This window comes from Youngiibacter fragilis 232.1, assembly GCF_000495435.3.
Taxonomy (GTDB): Bacteria; Bacillota; Clostridia; order Clostridiales; family Clostridiaceae; genus Youngiibacter; species Youngiibacter fragilis.
This window is the reverse complement of sequence record NZ_AXUN02000046.1, coordinates 106,531-121,751: the sequence shown is the minus strand read 5'-3', so window position 1 is coordinate 121,751 and position 15,221 is coordinate 106,531. Positions and strand designations below refer to the sequence as shown.

At 48.7% G+C, this 15,221-nt stretch carries 21 protein-coding genes; all 21 read left to right on the top strand.

All coding sequences use genetic code 11. The features are described 5' to 3' along the window. Positions 1 to 7 precede the first annotated feature (7 nt). Entirely contained in the window at positions 8 to 1,195 is a 1,188-nt protein-coding gene (gene ftsW / locus T472_RS03495; RefSeq protein ID WP_023388047.1) for a putative lipid II flippase FtsW, read from the top strand. A gap of 28 nt (positions 1,196 to 1,223) precedes the next feature. Continuing rightward, positions 1,224 to 2,039 (top strand): cell division protein FtsQ/DivIB, encoded by an 816-nt coding sequence (locus T472_RS03490; protein ID WP_152975112.1) that lies wholly within the window; start codon positions 1,224 to 1,226, stop codon positions 2,037 to 2,039. 19 nt (positions 2,040 to 2,058) lie between these two features. Beyond that, positions 2,059 to 2,781 (top strand): DUF881 domain-containing protein, encoded by a 723-nt coding sequence (locus T472_RS03485; RefSeq protein ID WP_023388045.1) that lies wholly within the window; start codon positions 2,059 to 2,061, stop codon positions 2,779 to 2,781. Beyond that, the gene (locus T472_RS03480; RefSeq protein WP_023388044.1) at positions 2,778 to 3,134 is read left to right on the top strand and encodes a small basic family protein; all 357 of its coding nucleotides are present in this window, start codon (positions 2,778 to 2,780) and stop codon (positions 3,132 to 3,134) included. Before T472_RS03485 ends, T472_RS03480 begins: the two co-directional genes overlap by 4 nt. Beyond that, positions 3,124 to 3,855: a DUF881 domain-containing protein gene (locus T472_RS03475; RefSeq protein ID WP_023388043.1), complete on the top strand. Its 732-nt coding sequence runs from the start codon at positions 3,124 to 3,126 to the stop codon at positions 3,853 to 3,855. Before T472_RS03480 ends, T472_RS03475 begins: the two co-directional genes overlap by 11 nt. 11 nt (positions 3,856 to 3,866) lie before the next feature. Continuing rightward, complete coding sequence (locus tag T472_RS03470; RefSeq protein ID WP_023388042.1) at positions 3,867 to 4,553, top strand: YggS family pyridoxal phosphate-dependent enzyme; 687 nt, start codon at positions 3,867 to 3,869, stop codon at positions 4,551 to 4,553. Next, entirely contained in the window at positions 4,546 to 5,004 is a 459-nt protein-coding gene (locus T472_RS03465; RefSeq protein ID WP_023388041.1) for a cell division protein SepF, read from the top strand. Before T472_RS03470 ends, T472_RS03465 begins: the two co-directional genes overlap by 8 nt. Beyond that, positions 5,005 to 5,763 (top strand): YlmH/Sll1252 family protein, encoded by a 759-nt coding sequence (locus T472_RS03460; RefSeq protein ID WP_023388040.1) that lies wholly within the window; start codon positions 5,005 to 5,007, stop codon positions 5,761 to 5,763. A 9-nt stretch (positions 5,764 to 5,772) separates the two neighbouring features. Continuing rightward, complete coding sequence (locus T472_RS03455; RefSeq protein WP_023388039.1) at positions 5,773 to 6,306, top strand: DivIVA domain-containing protein; 534 nt, start codon at positions 5,773 to 5,775, stop codon at positions 6,304 to 6,306. Positions 6,307 to 6,519: 213 nt separating this feature from the next. Continuing rightward, entirely contained in the window at positions 6,520 to 6,966 is a 447-nt protein-coding gene (lspA, locus tag T472_RS03450; RefSeq protein WP_023388038.1) for a signal peptidase II, read from the top strand. A 2-nt stretch (positions 6,967 to 6,968) separates the two neighbouring features. Then, a complete protein-coding gene (locus T472_RS03445; RefSeq protein WP_023388037.1) occupies positions 6,969 to 7,883 on the top strand; it encodes an RluA family pseudouridine synthase in 915 nt (304 codons plus the stop codon). Next, the gene (gene pyrR, locus T472_RS03440) at positions 7,880 to 8,416 is read left to right on the top strand and encodes a bifunctional pyr operon transcriptional regulator/uracil phosphoribosyltransferase PyrR (RefSeq protein ID WP_023388036.1); all 537 of its coding nucleotides are present in this window, start codon (positions 7,880 to 7,882) and stop codon (positions 8,414 to 8,416) included. Before T472_RS03445 ends, pyrR begins: the two co-directional genes overlap by 4 nt. 9 nt (positions 8,417 to 8,425) lie before the next feature. Beyond that, positions 8,426 to 9,211, top strand: coding sequence for an exodeoxyribonuclease III (locus T472_RS03435; RefSeq protein ID WP_023388035.1), 786 nt, complete (start codon positions 8,426 to 8,428; stop codon positions 9,209 to 9,211). Then, on the top strand, positions 9,201 to 10,328 hold the full coding sequence (locus T472_RS03430) for a THUMP domain-containing class I SAM-dependent RNA methyltransferase (RefSeq protein WP_023863312.1): 1,128 nt from the start codon (positions 9,201 to 9,203) through the stop codon (positions 10,326 to 10,328). The genes T472_RS03435 and T472_RS03430 overlap by 11 nt, the downstream gene beginning before the upstream one ends. After that, positions 10,329 to 11,327 (top strand): asparaginase, encoded by a 999-nt coding sequence (locus T472_RS03425; RefSeq protein ID WP_023387383.1) that lies wholly within the window; start codon positions 10,329 to 10,331, stop codon positions 11,325 to 11,327. A 67-nt stretch (positions 11,328 to 11,394) separates the two neighbouring features. Then, entirely contained in the window at positions 11,395 to 12,273 is an 879-nt protein-coding gene (locus T472_RS03420; protein WP_023387384.1) for a YicC/YloC family endoribonuclease, read from the top strand. 32 nt (positions 12,274 to 12,305) lie between these two features. Beyond that, positions 12,306 to 12,581, top strand: coding sequence for an extracellular matrix/biofilm regulator RemA (remA, locus tag T472_RS03415; RefSeq protein WP_023387385.1), 276 nt, complete (start codon positions 12,306 to 12,308; stop codon positions 12,579 to 12,581). Then, on the top strand, positions 12,574 to 13,200 hold the full coding sequence (gene gmk / locus T472_RS03410; protein ID WP_023387386.1) for a guanylate kinase: 627 nt from the start codon (positions 12,574 to 12,576) through the stop codon (positions 13,198 to 13,200). The genes remA and gmk overlap by 8 nt, the downstream gene beginning before the upstream one ends. Then, a complete protein-coding gene (gene rpoZ / locus T472_RS03405; protein ID WP_023387387.1) occupies positions 13,184 to 13,399 on the top strand; it encodes a DNA-directed RNA polymerase subunit omega in 216 nt (71 codons plus the stop codon). Before gmk ends, rpoZ begins: the two co-directional genes overlap by 17 nt. 1 nt (position 13,400) lies before the next feature. Continuing rightward, positions 13,401 to 14,579 (top strand): bifunctional phosphopantothenoylcysteine decarboxylase/phosphopantothenate--cysteine ligase CoaBC, encoded by a 1,179-nt coding sequence (gene coaBC / locus T472_RS03400; RefSeq protein WP_023387388.1) that lies wholly within the window; start codon positions 13,401 to 13,403, stop codon positions 14,577 to 14,579. Between the two features lie 130 nt (positions 14,580 to 14,709). Then, positions 14,710 to 15,219 (top strand): O-acetyl-ADP-ribose deacetylase, encoded by a 510-nt coding sequence (locus tag T472_RS03395; protein WP_023387389.1) that lies wholly within the window; start codon positions 14,710 to 14,712, stop codon positions 15,217 to 15,219. Positions 15,220 to 15,221: the final 2 nt, after the last annotated feature.

The window sequence follows — 15,221 nt, the reverse complement described above, 5'->3', positions numbered from 1 at the left end:
AGGAACTATGGAACATAAGATGCGGAAAGAGGTCACACTCTCGAATAGAAATGGGAGCCCTGAGGTAAAGCATGCTTCAAGGACTGCCGCTTCACTTTGTGAGGCCGACTTCTACATGGTTGCTGCAGTGACGGCCCTTGTGGTGTTCGGGCTTCTAATGGTATACAGCGCTTCGAGCTATGACAACATAGTCAATGGAGGCAGCTCGTATTCGGATGTCATGAAGCAGGGGCTGTACGCTGCCATAGGGATTGTGATGATGCTTCTAGTGTCCAATATGGATTACCATATGTACAACAGGAGGAGGACGTGGTACATGTTCCTTGTTTCTGTAGTGCTTTGCCTTCTGGTAGTGCTGTTTCCTGCAAGGAACAATGCCCAGAGGTGGATATATCTTCCCTTCTTCTCGTTTCAGCCATCAGAAATTGCGAAGTATGCTGTTGTCCTGTATCTAGCCAATCTACTCAAGCATGCAGATGACAGGAGAAGACATCCGGGGAAGCAGATAATAAGGGCATTCCTTGCAGCAGGGATCGTCTCAGGTATTATTGTGACGATACAGAGCAACCTGAGCATAGGTGCCATCATAGGACTGACAGCCGCAACCATGGTAATAGTTTCAGGGTACACCCTGTGGAAGGCTATGATCCCTGCGGTGCTCGGAATAGGGGGCCTCGCTGCCGGAATGCTTCTAGTACCCTACAGGATGAGGAGGTTCACAAGCTTCCTTGATCCGTTCGCTGACCCTACAGGAGACGGGCATCAGCTGGTGCAGTCATTGTTTGCCCTTGCAAGCGGAGGGCTTTTCGGAAGAGGACTCTCGATGTCAAGGCTCAAGGCGTACTGGATACCTGAAGCCCATAATGACTTCATATTCGCAGTTGTAGCCGAGGAGCTGGGACTCATAGGGGCGCTGGTCCTGCTGGCTCTGATAGCGCTTCTGATATTCAGGGGTATCAGGATAGCCCTGAATGCAAAAGACAGGCTGGGATTCCTTATGGCTTCCGGTATAACAGTTGTCCTTGCGCTGCAGTCGATGATCAATATCGCTGTTGTGATCGGGGCTTTCCCTGTAACAGGAGTTACGCTCCCTTTCATAAGCGCCGGAGGGACCTCGCTTATACTGAACCTCACGGCTGCAGGAATACTACTCAACATTTCAAGGCATGGAAAAATCGGGAAAAGCAGGATGTAGCCGCTTGAGGCAATAAGGGTGTGAGCCAATGTCACTTGAAGAAATACAGGAAAAGATAAATAGACGCAAGCGGCGTAAGCGTCGGAGACGGATGATCATAATCATCATGCTGCTTCTTGCGGGCGCGGCGGCATTCCTTACCAATTCACCGATGTTTGACGTGACAGAGGTACAGGTAACCGGAAACTCCAAGATCTCCTCGGAGCTATTTGCAGTAGAAGTCGATTCATTGAAGGGGCAGAATATTTTCCTGTTTGACATGGATATGCTTCTGGGTATATTGTCAAGGCAGCCTTATTTTTCAAGCATTGAAACAAGAAGGACACTGCCGGGTAAGATCGACATAGAGATCCAGGAGAAAAAAGCTGAGATATGCTATCTGAAGGATGGAGTCACCTACCTTCTTGAAAGGAACTCCACGCTCCTCGAAATTGGCGGGAATCCTTCTCAGGGGATGACCTTCCTTGTCGATTCCACAGAGGTTCCAGCCCTTGGTGAAAGGCTTTACAGCGAAGACAGCAGGAAAGGGATATTCGTGAAGGAGTTCAGATACCTGCAGGAGAGGAACATAAGCGATACGATGCTTGAAACAATCGACCTGACAGATATGGCGAAGATAAGGACACATTACAAGGAAATTGATATCATTCTTGGTTACGACGACAGCCTCAGGGATAAGCTTAACAAGGCAATCAATATCATTGAAGGCGGAAGTCTCCAGGATAAGAAGGGATATATTGACCTGTCGTACCCTGAAAAACCTGTAGTGTTCATTGAACCTCTGCAGGATACTGAAGATGAAGTGGATTCGGAGGGGACAGATACCGAAGCACCTGCTGATTGAAAATTATAAAGGAGTCAAAATGAACAAATACAAAGCCCAAATGGCAATTGCGGTCGTGTGTGCCATACTGGGATTCCTGCTGGTATATCAATACAAGCTCCAGAGCGGCCAGAAATCGAGTGAAAAGGCACTTGGAAGCATTGACCTGCTTTCAGCCATAGAACAGCTCAACAAGGAGAAGGATGCCCTTCTTGGGGAGAATACAGAGCTTTCAAGGCAACTTAAGGAATATGAGGAGATGGCGGCTTCAACGAGCTCATCCAACAAACTGCTTAAGGAACAGCTTGACATCTCTAGGATAGTGCTTGGGCTGGTTGATGTGGAAGGACCTGGAGTAACCGTCACTCTGACACCGACGAATCCCATTGTGAGTCAGGGGGTGCCGCAATACGTCACCGATGTGGAACTGGTGTATGTGGTGAATGAGCTGAAGTTTGCCGGTGCTGAGGCAGTCAGCATAAATGACAAGAGACTGACTACACAGTCCGGGATCAAGACGAGTTCAGGGAACAGCTTCATACTTGTCAACGATGAGAAGGTTTCCCCGTCAGATCCCATACAGATCAAGGCAATAGGAGACAAAGACAAGCTGATGGGCGCACTTACGTTCAGCGGAGCCCTGGACTTCCAGGCTCTGGTATATTATGACATCAGGTTTGAGCCATCCGACGAAGTGTTCATACCAAAGTACGGAAAGACATTTGGAACGAGATTTGCGAAGCCCGCGGAGGACCCGAAATGATAGCGCTTATTGGACTTATTGTAGGAATTGCACTGGGATTTATACTCGAGATACGCATTCCGGATGTTTTCGCCACATATCTCTCAGTGGCGATACTTGCAGCCCTGGATTCAGTGTTTGGAGCGGTGAAGTCAACCCTTGCGAAGACCTTCGAACCCAACATATTCATATCAGGTTTCTTCGGGAACGCACTCATAGCAGTCGCGCTGACATATCTCGGAGACAAGCTTGGGATACCAATGTACCTTGCTGCGGTACTTGTGTTCGGAGGCAGGATCTTCAATAACTTCGCAGTGATCAGAAGGCTTCTGTTTGAGAAGCTCTCGAAGAAGGAAGATTCAGATGAAGGCTAGACACAAGGTCATGATATTCATGATAATGGTAATTCTCGGAGTGATAACAGTGCTGCTTTTCAAGGTCTCACAGGGGTCAATGGACAGCATACTTACGACAGCCGAATTCAAGGACAAGAATGACCATAGACTCAAGCTTCTAAGCGATGTGAAAAGGCTTGAAGAGGAAAATGTTCAGATCAGGGAAAAGCTTGACACCTACAGGGAAGCACTGAGGAATGAGGAGATCTCCATAGCTGAGATAGAGAGAGAACTTATAAGGAATAAGGCATTAGCGGGATCGATGAAGGTCACGGGAAGCGGAATTGTAATTACGATGCAGGATGGTGAGATGACATCAGGGGATGAAAAGAATGAAGTCATCAATTATCTCAGGACCATCCACAACACAGACATGCTGAAGATAATAAATGAACTAAGGAATTCCGGCGCGGAGGCCATAGCCATAAATGGAGAGAGGATCCTTGAGACTTCCGAGGTATACTGCAGCTGGGCATTCATAACGATCAACGGTGAAAAGCTTCCTGCACCATTTGTTATTGAAGTGATCGGAGATACTGATAAGCTCAGGTCATACCTGGCATCAGATTACGGGTTCGTAAGGATGATAGGGTACAGGGGCGTAAAGGTAGAGGTAACTGAAAGCGAAAGCATAACCATCGAAGGCACAGACGGCTTCAAGGTACCTTTACATATGAAATTTGCTGAGCCTAAGGGGTAGGAGGTGGATTCTTGGAACAGGACATAATTGAAAATATCGGAAGGGTCAGAGCCTGCCTCAGGGAAGGTGTCACTCTTGTGGCGGTATCCAAGACCCGTACAGCACAGGAGGCAAAGACCGCATATGACACAGGGATAAGGGATTTCGGCGAAAACCGGGTGCAGGAGATGCTGGAGAAAAAGCCGATGCTACCGGATGATGTGAGGTGGCACCTTATCGGGTCGCTGCAGACCAACAAGGTCAGAAAGGTAGTTGGCGAGGCATATCTGATACATTCTCTGGACCGCCCGGAGCTTGCTTTGGCGATTGAAAAGGAATCCGCGAAAAAGGATATGGTGACGGATTGTCTGATAGAGATCAACATAGGATGTGAGGAGTCAAAATCAGGCGTCCTGCCGGAAGGGCTTGATGACCTTGCAGAACTCGCAAGGAGTTTGGCACATATAAGGATAAGAGGACTTATGGCAATAATCCCCAGAGGTACCACGGAAGAAAACCGTGAATATTTCAGAAGGATGAAGCAGACCTTTGATGATTTGAAAAGGAAAGAGTCGGAGAACTTCAGGATGGAGATACTTAGCATGGGTATGACAAATGATTATGTCACAGCCATGGAGGAGGGCTCCACACTGGTCAGAGTCGGTGAAGGAATTTTTGGCGAACGAGATAAAAACAGGGGAGGAAATAAGAATGGGTAAATTCATGACATCGATCAAATCAATGATAGGTATGGAAGACGAGGACATCTATGATGAGTTCGAGGAAGAAGCAGAGAAGGAAGATGAATACGAGGAAGCTCCTGTGTCGGTATTGTCCAGGAGGAGAGAGGTTCAGCAAGTTAACAAGGTTGTTCCGATACATGGGAACTCAGGTACCAAGCTTACAATAATCAAGCCTACAACCTTCGATGAAGCACCTCAGATATGCGACAACCTTAAGGCCAAGATGATTGTCGTAGTCAATACTACAGGCCTTGAACCAAAGGTGGCGCAGAGGCTCCTTGATTTCATGGCAGGAGCTACCTATGCTATGGCTGGTGACCTCCAGGAAGTTGAGAGCGGTGTATATGTGCTTTCACCCAGCGGTATCGAAGTGATGAAGGAAATCAAGGCAGAGACAGCAACCAAGAGCTTCCTGAACTGGAGATAGATGGACAGGCAGAGCTTCCTGGCGGCATTTCCGGATGAGGACAACTACAGGCTTGCCAAGCTCCATGAGTTCCTCGAGAGGATGAGGGATGCTGGGTGGTTCGACCACACTGATGAGTTCCTTACTCCGAACATCTGGACCAGGGTGATAAGGATGAAGGATTACAGGAGCTTCGTTCTTCATCCTTCAGAAAACATGGAGAGAAGGCTCATATGCTCGACTGATGAAGTCGGGGATTGCCTGGCTCTTATCAGGATGGAGCCGTCTGCATTTGACAAGCCACCAGAGCACCGCGACTACCTTGGGGCAATCATGGCTCTTGGCATTTCAAGGGACCGCATTGGCGATGTCTTTGTGCAGGATGGCATTGGATATGCTGTGGTCCTGAGGGATAATGCCGATTTCCTTTCAAAAGGACTTATTTCTGCAGGCAGGTGCGCCATAAGTTCAACCTGGGAACCACTTCTTTCAGCTGATTCCCTGATATCGCCAAAGATGGAGGAAAAGTCTGGAATAGTCGCTTCCTTAAGGCTTGACGGGGTCGTTGCCATGCTTCTAGGCACCTCGAGGTCGAAAGCCCTGGAGTTCATCTCAAGGGGACAGGTCCTGCTCAACTATTCTGAGGAGAAGGGGAAGGCCTGCGAGATAAGGGAAGGTGATACCATTACTATCAGAGGCAAGGGAAAATTCAAGATGGGTCTGATTTCCGGGGAGACCCAGAAAGGGAACCTCAGGATAAAGTATTTCAGATTCGTATAGGAGGCGTTCATGAAGATAACACCGATAGACATTACGAACAAAGAGTTCAAGAGGACCATGAGAGGTTACAGCACTGAAGAGGTTGATGAATTCCTTGATGAGATTGTGGAAGACTTCGAAGCTCTATACAGGGAGAATGCGAACCTTAAGGAAAAGATAGACGGCTTCAATGAGAAGGTAAACCATTATGCATCCATTGAAAACACTATCCAAAGCACACTGATACTAGCACAGAACACTGCAGACTCAACGAAGCAGCAGGCAACAATCGAGGCAGAGGCGATCATAAGGGGAGCGAATGAAAGGGCCAACATGATCCTCGACAAGGCAGCTGATGATGTTGAGCTTCTTAAGAGGGAATACGAGAAGTACAGGCAGGAGTTCGCTAGCTACAGAAGGCGGGTAAGGCAGTTCATGGAGGACCAGATGGATAACTTCAACATGCTTACCGAGGAGCTGGACAAGACTCCGAAGACACCGCTGTTGAAGGTTGCACCTCCAAGGGAGGATATTGCTGTCGGTGAGGAAGCAGCAGAAGGTTAAGTCACGGAATCATAACCTATGAAATGAAGATGAGGCGCGGACCTGCCGCAGCCTCTATTTTCTTGTTAAGGGACCTGCCTTATGGTATATTACCTATGAGGGAAGACTGCAGGAAGTCCTGCACGACACAGAAACCTTTAAGCAAGCTTTTTTCAACGGTGCGAGAAAGCTTTGTTTGTCGTTGCACCAAAAAAGAAATTTTTGGAGGAATCTATGGCTTTACTTATAGTCATTATCGGTCTTGTACTGGATAGGTTATCAAAGGCCTGGGCCATCGCCGTACTCAAGGGCAGTTCGGGAATAACTGTCATCGAAGGCTTTTTCGACCTTGCTTATCTGGAGAACAGAGGTGCGGCATTCGGGATATTCCAGGGGAAGGCATATATCCTTGCAGGAGCCACGACCCTTGTGATTCTGGGTATAGTAATCAACTACATCAGGACCAAAAAAAGAACGTTCCTGTTCACTCTCAGCAATTCAATGATAGTAGCCGGTGCAGTTGGAAACCTTGTGGACAGGGTAAGGCAGGGGTATGTAGTTGACTTCATTGAGTGGCACTATAAGTCAAGCTACTATTTTCCCTCTTTCAATGTGGCTGACATGTTCATAACTGTCGGAACTGCGCTGCTCATAATATATATCTTGAAGGAAGTTGATTAGATTTGGAAGAGCTTCAGTTTCTGGCAAAGGAAGAGGACAACGGGAAAAGGCTTGACATATTCATTACTGAAGAGCTTAAGGACCTATCCAGGTCCTATGTCCAGAAGCTTCTTGATGATGGGCTTATCACTGTGGACGACAGGGACAGGAAGGCTTCATACAGGCTGAAGGGCACGGAGACAATACTTGTATCGCTCCCTGAGCTGGATACACTTGAAGTGGTCCCCAAGGACCTGCCTATAGATATAGTCTATGAGGACCAGGACCTGCTTGTGGTTGACAAGGCAAAAGGGATGGTGGTGCATCCTGCCGTAGGAAACTATTCGGATACTCTGGTGAATGCCCTGCTTTTCCATATTAAGGACCTTTCCGGGATAAATGGCGTACTCAGGCCAGGGATAGTGCACAGGATAGACAAGGATACTACGGGACTTCTTGTTGTAGCCAAGAACGACAGGGCGCATCAGCTTCTTTCCGAACAGCTGAAGGACCATTCGATGGACAGGGAATATATTGCCCTTTGCCACGGAAGCTTCAGAGACGATGAGGGAACGGTAGATGCTCCCATGGCAAGGTCAAAGAAGGACAGGCTGAAGATGGGCATAGACAAGGATGGGAAGCGGGCAGTAACACACTGGAAGGTGATAGCGAGGTACAAGGGCTGTACGCTTCTAAGGGTTAGCCTTGAAACCGGCAGGACGCACCAGATAAGGGTCCATATGGCATCGGTCGGGCATCCTTTAGTCGGTGATTTCGTATATGGAACCAAAAAGGACAGGACGAAAGGTCAGATGCTCCATGCAGCGAAGCTGGGATTTGACATGCCGGGAGGCAATAGGCTCATTTTCTTCAGACCTGTCCATGAAGAATTCAGGGAATACCTTAAAAACCTAAAAAGGCAGGGGGGCACGAAGTGAATTTCAAATCAAACCTTTTGGATGAAATGGCCATAAAGAGAGCGATAGCGAGGATTTCCCACGAGATCGTCGAAAAGAACAAGGGCGTTGACGACATAGTCCTCATCGGAATCAAGAGGAGAGGGATGCCTCTTGCAGAGAGGATAGCAGAGAACATAAGGTCATTCGAGGATACGGAAGTCCCTGTGGGAAGCGTAGACATAACGTTCTACAGGGATGACCTGGAGCAGAGCTATGAGATGCCTATGATAAAGGATGCTGCAATTGATGTGCAGATAAAGGGAAAGAAGGTCATACTGGTGGATGACGTGATATTCACAGGAAGGACCGTAAGGGCCGCCATCGACGCGGTATTCTCGAATGGAAGACCCCAGAGCATCCAGCTTGCCGTTCTCATTGACAGAGGTCACAGGGAGCTTCCAATAAGGGCCGACTATGTGGGAAAGAACATACCCACATCAAGGCAGGAGCTGATACAGGTTGAGCTCATGGAAACAGACGGCAATGAAGCTGTAAAGCTGTACGAGCTTTAGGAGAGCATGATGAAGATAGTATCATGGAACGTAAACGGACTAAGGGCGATAGCCAGGAAGGGGTTCAGGGAGAGTGCTGCTCTCCTTGATGCAGACATACTCCTGGTACAGGAAACCAAGATGCAGGAAAGCCAGCTCGAGGAGGAGCATTACCTCAGAGAAATGGGATATACCCTCCACATGCATTCAGCGCTCAGAAAAGGCTACAGCGGAGTCGCGGCCTACATAAGGGTACCTGTGGACAGCATTAGGCTCGGCATTGGTATCTCTGATTATGATGCCGAAGGCAGGGTAATAAGGATAGACAAGGGAGAAGTCACCCTCTTCAACATATATTTTCCAAATGGAGGAAGCGGTGAGGAGAGGCTTGCCTACAAGATGAGGTTCTATGAGGACCTTCTTCTTGAGTTCAGGTCTCTGAGGGAATCTGGCAGAAAGGTGATCATAACAGGCGATTTCAATGTTGCCCATAATGAGATCGACCTCAAGAATCCAAAATCAAATGAAACCACCTCAGGATTTCTGCCTATAGAGAGGGAATGGTTCACAAGGCTTCTCGCAGCAGGCTTCAGGGATGTCTTCAGGGACAGGAACAGTGATACTGAAATATATACATGGTGGGACCAGCGGTTCAAGGCCAGGGACAGGAATGTAGGCTGGCGCATAGACTATTTCGTGGTTTCAGACAACGCTCTGGACATTGTAACAGATACTGGGATACACAACGAATATTTTGGGTCGGATCACTGCCCCATATCGCTTGTTATCGCCGAAGGAGAGAAAGATGGATTATAAGATCATAGCCACATGTGCCTTCGGACTTGAGAATGTCACCGCAAGGGAGCTTAAGGACCTTGGGTATGAGGACCTGAAGCTTGAAAACGGGAGGGTGATGTTCGAGGGTGATGAGATGGATATAGCCATCTGCAACATCCACCTCAGGACTGCAGAAAGGGTGCTCATCTGCCTCTCTGAGTTTGATGCATTTTCCTTCGAGGAGCTTTACCAGGGGACCCTTGCAGTTGATTTTCCTTCAATAGTGCCGCTTGACGGCAAGATGCATGTGACCGGAAAGTCTGTAAAGAGCACACTGCACAGTGTTCCTGACTGCCAGAGCATTGTAAAGAAGGCAGTGGTTGATTCAATGAGGAAGACATACAGGAATGAACTGTTTCCTGAGGATGGTCCTGTATACAAGATAGAGGTCGGTATCCTAAAGGACAGGGTGACCCTGTCACTTGATACGTCAGGCCCCGGGCTCCATAAGCGAGGCTACAGGGAAAGCTCAGGCACAGCTCCGCTGAAGGAGACTCTGGCTGCAGCGCTTGTCCTGATCGCAGGATATGATGGCGGAAGGCCGCTGGTGGACCCTTTCTGCGGATCCGGAACCATACTTATAGAGGCTGCGATGATAGCCCAGAACATAGCACCTGGAATAAACAGGTCCTTCGTGTCTGAGACCTGGCCAACCTTCCCGGCTGACATCTGGGAGCAGGTGAGAGAGGGAGCAAAGCTGGCTGAGAAGAGAAGGAAGCTGTCCATAACAGGCTACGACTATGACTCATATGTCCTCAGCACCGCAAGGATCAATGCCAAGAAGGCAGGGGTCTTCGACAACATATACTTCTACAAGGAGGATTTCAGGGGACTTACGATGAATGACAGGGATATCCTGCTCATAACGAATCCACCTTATGGCGAAAGGATGGGAGAGGCTGGTGAAGTCCAGGAGCTTATGTCAAAGCTTGGCCGGGACAAGGCGAGAATGCAGGATGCGGATTTTTTCATCCTTTCCAGCATGGATGGTTTCGAGAAGGCATTCGGGAGAAAGGCCTCAAAAAACAGGAAACTTTACAATGGAAGGATAATGACATACTATTACCAGTATTTTGCAGAAAAAAAGGTGACCTAGATGAAAAAGATCGCTGTGGTGTTCAATGGCGGGACCATTTCAATGAAGCTTGACGAGAAGCTTAAGGCAGCTGTTCCGACTCTGACAGGTGAGGAGATAATGAGCATGGTCACCGGCATTGAAGAGCATGCTGAGGTGGTCTCCCATAATTTCAGCTCGGTCCCCAGTCCCCACATGACCATAGACCGCATAATGGACCTGCAGGCGTATGTCACCATGCTGCTTGAGGATGATGGCATCTATGGTATTGTGATAACCCACGGTACGGACACTCTGGAGGAAACGGCGTATCTCCTGGACCTTACGATAGAGACCTCAAAGCCTATAGTCGTTACCGGCTCCATGAGGAGCGGTTCTGAGCTCGGGTATGACGGACCGTTCAACCTGGCTCAGGCAATTGTAGCTGCTTCCTCTGAATCGTCCAGGGGGAGGGGAGTGCTGGTCTGCATGAATGGCGAACTGCACTCCGCATCAGAGGTGACCAAAGCCAATTCAATGGCACTCAATGCTTTCAGGACACCTTTATTCGGGCCGATAGGGATAATTGACAACAATAGTGTGATATACTACAGGGTAGCGTCAGGCAGGCAATGCAGAAGCGTGTCGAAGGTGGAGCAGAGGGTATCCCTGATCAAGGCATGTGCCGGAATGGACTCCTCATTCATCAGGTTCTCTGTTGACAAGGGCGACAAGGGCATCGTAATTGAAGCCCTGGGAAGAGGAAACGTACCGCCGCAAATGGTTGAAGGAATAAGGCATGCCCTGTCCAAGGGGGTGCCTGTCGTAATAGTCTCAAGATGCTATGAAGGCAGGGTGTTCGAGAGCTATGGCTATGAGGGCGGAGGGAAACACTTAAGGACCATGGGCGTGATATTCGGGGAAAGCCTGCCAGGGCAAAAGGCAAGGATCAAGCTCATGGTAGCACTTTCGCTCTTCAGTGACCCGAAAGACGTGAGGGAATGGTTCGAGCGTGACCTTTATCCGCATTTGCAGGCATAATTCCTTGTGCTTGAACTTTATGCCGCTGTGAAGCTATAATGTTTATAAACAAAAATCGGAGGATCTCATGATTAAAAGTATGACGGGCTTCGGAAGAGCCCTGGCCGATGACGGCAAGAGAAGCGTCATTGTGGAGCTTAAGGGAGTCAACCACAGATATTTCGACGTCAACATAAGAATGCCAAAGAGCCTGTTCCCGCTGGAAGACAGAATAAGGAAGACTCTCCAGGAATACATAACCAGGGGAAAGCTTGACATGTTCATCACATACAGGAACCACATCAAGGATGACCTTGAAGTCAAGTATAATGAATCCCTTGCAGGAAGGTATGCTTCCGTCCTCAAACGGATGAGGGATGAGCTCGGCCTTGTTGACGATGTTTCAGTTTCCCTTATCTCCAAGTTCCCAGACGTGGTCTACACTGAAGAGACCGAAGAGAACCTTGACGAGATATGGATACTTCTCGAAAAGGCGGTAAGGGATGCATCAGCCATAATGCAGGACATGAGACAGAAGGAAGGTGAGCTGTTGAAGCGGGATATGCTTCAGAAGGCTGACTCCATCCTTGACAAGCTCGAAATAATAAAGTCACGTGAGGTTACCGTCATGCCGGCATACAGGGAAAAGCTGTTTGAAAGGCTGAAAGGCATAATGGACCAGATTCCGGTTGACGAGAACAGATTGGCGCTTGAAGTTGCCATGTATTCTGACAGAGCCAGCATAGACGAAGAGATAACAAGGCTTGCAAGCCATATGGAACAGTTCAGGTCATTCCTTGCGGAGGAGGAGCCTGTAGGAAGAAAGCTTGACTTCCTCGCTCAGGAGATGAACAGGGAAGCTAATACCATGGCATCCAAATCGGTGGATATAACGATAACGAACACCGTTCTGGAAATAAAGAACGACATAGAAAAAATAAGGGAGCAGATGCAGAACATAGAGTGATGCATGTCTCAATTGAACTTAAGGAGGTTCTCATGGCAATAAAGCTTGTCAACATAGGATTCGGGAACATAGTATCAGCCAACAAGCTGGTGGCGATAGTCAGTCCGGAATCGGCACCAATAAAAAGGATAATCCAGGAGGCAAGGGACAGGGGCATGCTCATTGACGCCACGTATGGAAGAAGGACCAGAGCGGTCATCATCACGGATTCAGACCACATAATACTTTCTGCGGTGCAGCCGGAGACTGTGGCGCACAGGCTTCAGTCCATGGACGGACAGATCGATGAGGTCGGTATAGATGAATAGAGGATTGCTACTGGTCCTCTCAGGACCATCAGGTGCAGGCAAGGGTACGGTCTGCAGGGAGTATACGGAAAAGCATAAGGATGTCTGGAATTCAGTTTCCGCTACTACAAGACAGCCTCGTGCTGGAGAGGTCAATGGTGAAAGCTACTTTTTCCTGAGCCGCGAGGAGTTTGAGAAGAGGATCGCTGAAGACGACTTCCTCGAATACGCCGAGGTATACGGCAACTATTACGGTACACCCCGTTCTGAGGTTGAAAGGAAGCTTTCCGAAGGGATCGACGTAATACTGGAGATAGATATCCAGGGAGCGCTGAATGTCCAGGAGAACACTACAGAGGGCATCTTCGTGTTCATATTGCCGCCTACCATGAGCGAGCTCAGAAAAAGGATAGTCGGCAGGGGCAGTGAGACCCCTGAATCACTTATCACGAGGTTCAGGGCTGCCTTCGACGAGCTCAACTATGTTTCCAAGTACAATTACGCTATAATAAACAAGACTGTTGAGGAGTCCTACGAAAAGCTCAGGAGCATAGTAGTGGCAGAGAAATGTCGTGTAACGAGGATAAGCAAGGAGCTAGTATCCTTGAAGGAGGAAAATTATAATGCATTCAATGATTGAACCATCGGTGACCGAACTTCTGGAAAAGGTGGATAACAGGTACAGACTTGTGACTGTGGCCGCAAGAAGGGCAAGGCAGATCCTTGACGGGAGTCCGCTCCTTACTGAATTTGACAGCAACAAGCCTCTTTCGATTGCGATCAACGAGGTAAATGAAGGACTGATACATTACGAGACTCTGAAGGACGGAGTGAAGTAAATTGAAGAACGTGGTGATAGGGGTCACAGGAGGCATTGCCGCATACAAGGCCCTTGAGGTCGTGTCCGCGCTGAAGAAGCTTGGTATTGGGGTCGACGTGGCGATGTCGAAATCAGCACAGGAATTCGTGCGCCCGCTGTCTTTCCAGTCTCTAAGCCAGAACCCTGTCCTGACGGACATGTTCATGGAGCCCAAGGCCTGGGAGATAGCCCATATATCACTTGCGAAAAAGGCGGATGTTTTTGCAGTCGTGCCTGCCACAGCAAACATTATAGGGAAGATAGCAGGCGGAATCGCCGACGATTTCATATCGACCTCAATTATGGCTACCGAAGCTAAAAAGCTCATTGCACCTGCCATGAATACCAGGATGTTCGCAAACCCCATAGTCCAGGAGAACATCACGAAGCTTAAAGGACTTGGATACAGCTTTACCATGCCTGGATCCGGAAGGCTTGCATGTGGTGATGTAGGTGAAGGTAAGCTGGCAAATGTCCAGGATATTGTGGATGATATTGTCAGGCTCCTTTACCCGAAAAATGATTTTGAGGGGAAAAAGGTACTTGTCACTGCCGGTGGAACTGTAGCCCCGATAGACCCTGTAAGGCTCATAAGCAACAGGTCCTCAGGCAAGATGGGAATAAGCATCGCAGAAGCCGCAAGGGACAGGGGAGCAGATGTTACGCTGGTATATGGTGAAGTTTCAGTACCCCTTCCGTCAGGAGTCAATCTCATTGAGGCTAAGACCAACAGCGAGATGAGGGATGCCAGCCTGTCCGTGTATGATTCGATGGACTATGTCATAAAGGCAGCAGCCGTATCAGATTTCAAGGTCATGAACTACTCGGAGACCAAGATAAAGAAGAAGGACGGTACCCTTGTCATTGAGCTCGAGAAGGACAACGACATCCTGCGAGAGATGGGTGAGAGAAAGAAGGGCCAGGTCCTGGTAGGATTTGCTGCGGAATCCCATGATATTGAAAAATATGCTACAGATAAGCTGGAAAATAAAAATCTGGACTTCATTGCAGCGAATGACATTTCCGGCGGGAAAGTATTCGGTGAGGACAGGAATTCACTTGTGCTGTATTCAAGGTCTGGCAAAAAGACAGCTTTCGGAGAGCTCAGCAAGAGGGAAACTGCCGACAGGCTGCTTGATGAGATCCTTAAAAAGGAATAGGCAGATAGAGGACCATGGAATCACCTGGTCCTTTGAATTTTCTGCAATATTTCCTCATCCAGCCACCAGCAGTTCCTGCAGACCTTCCAAGGCTGTATAATCTAAGTAGAAGAAACCAGGAGGTGCAAGCATGGACAGTAGGATCGAGATAGCCAAGGGTGACATTACTAAGATTGATGCAGATGCGATCGTCAACGCTGCGAACAGCAGCCTGCTGGGGGGAGGCGGAGTCGATGGAGCCATACACAGGGCAGCAGGGCCCGGACTTCTTGATGAGTGCAGAAGGCTGGACGGCTGTCAGACCGGCGAGGCTAAGATCACCAAAGGCTACAGGCTGAAAGCCAGACATGTCATTCATACTGTCGGCCCGATCTACAGGCATGGCCAGGATAACGCAGGGCTTCTTCGCAGCTGCTATCTGAGGTCCCTGGAGCTTGCCGCTTCGAATGGACTTAAGAGCATCGCATTCCCTGCCATAAGCACGGGAGTATACGGATATCCTGTGGAGGAGGCTGCAAGGGTTGCTCTGGAAGCCGTTAATGACTTCCTCGGGAATGATGACACTTTGGAGAGGGTTGTTATGGTCAGCTTCGATGACAGGAACCTGAAGGCGCTGCAGGATGCCTCAAGAGGTGTATGACC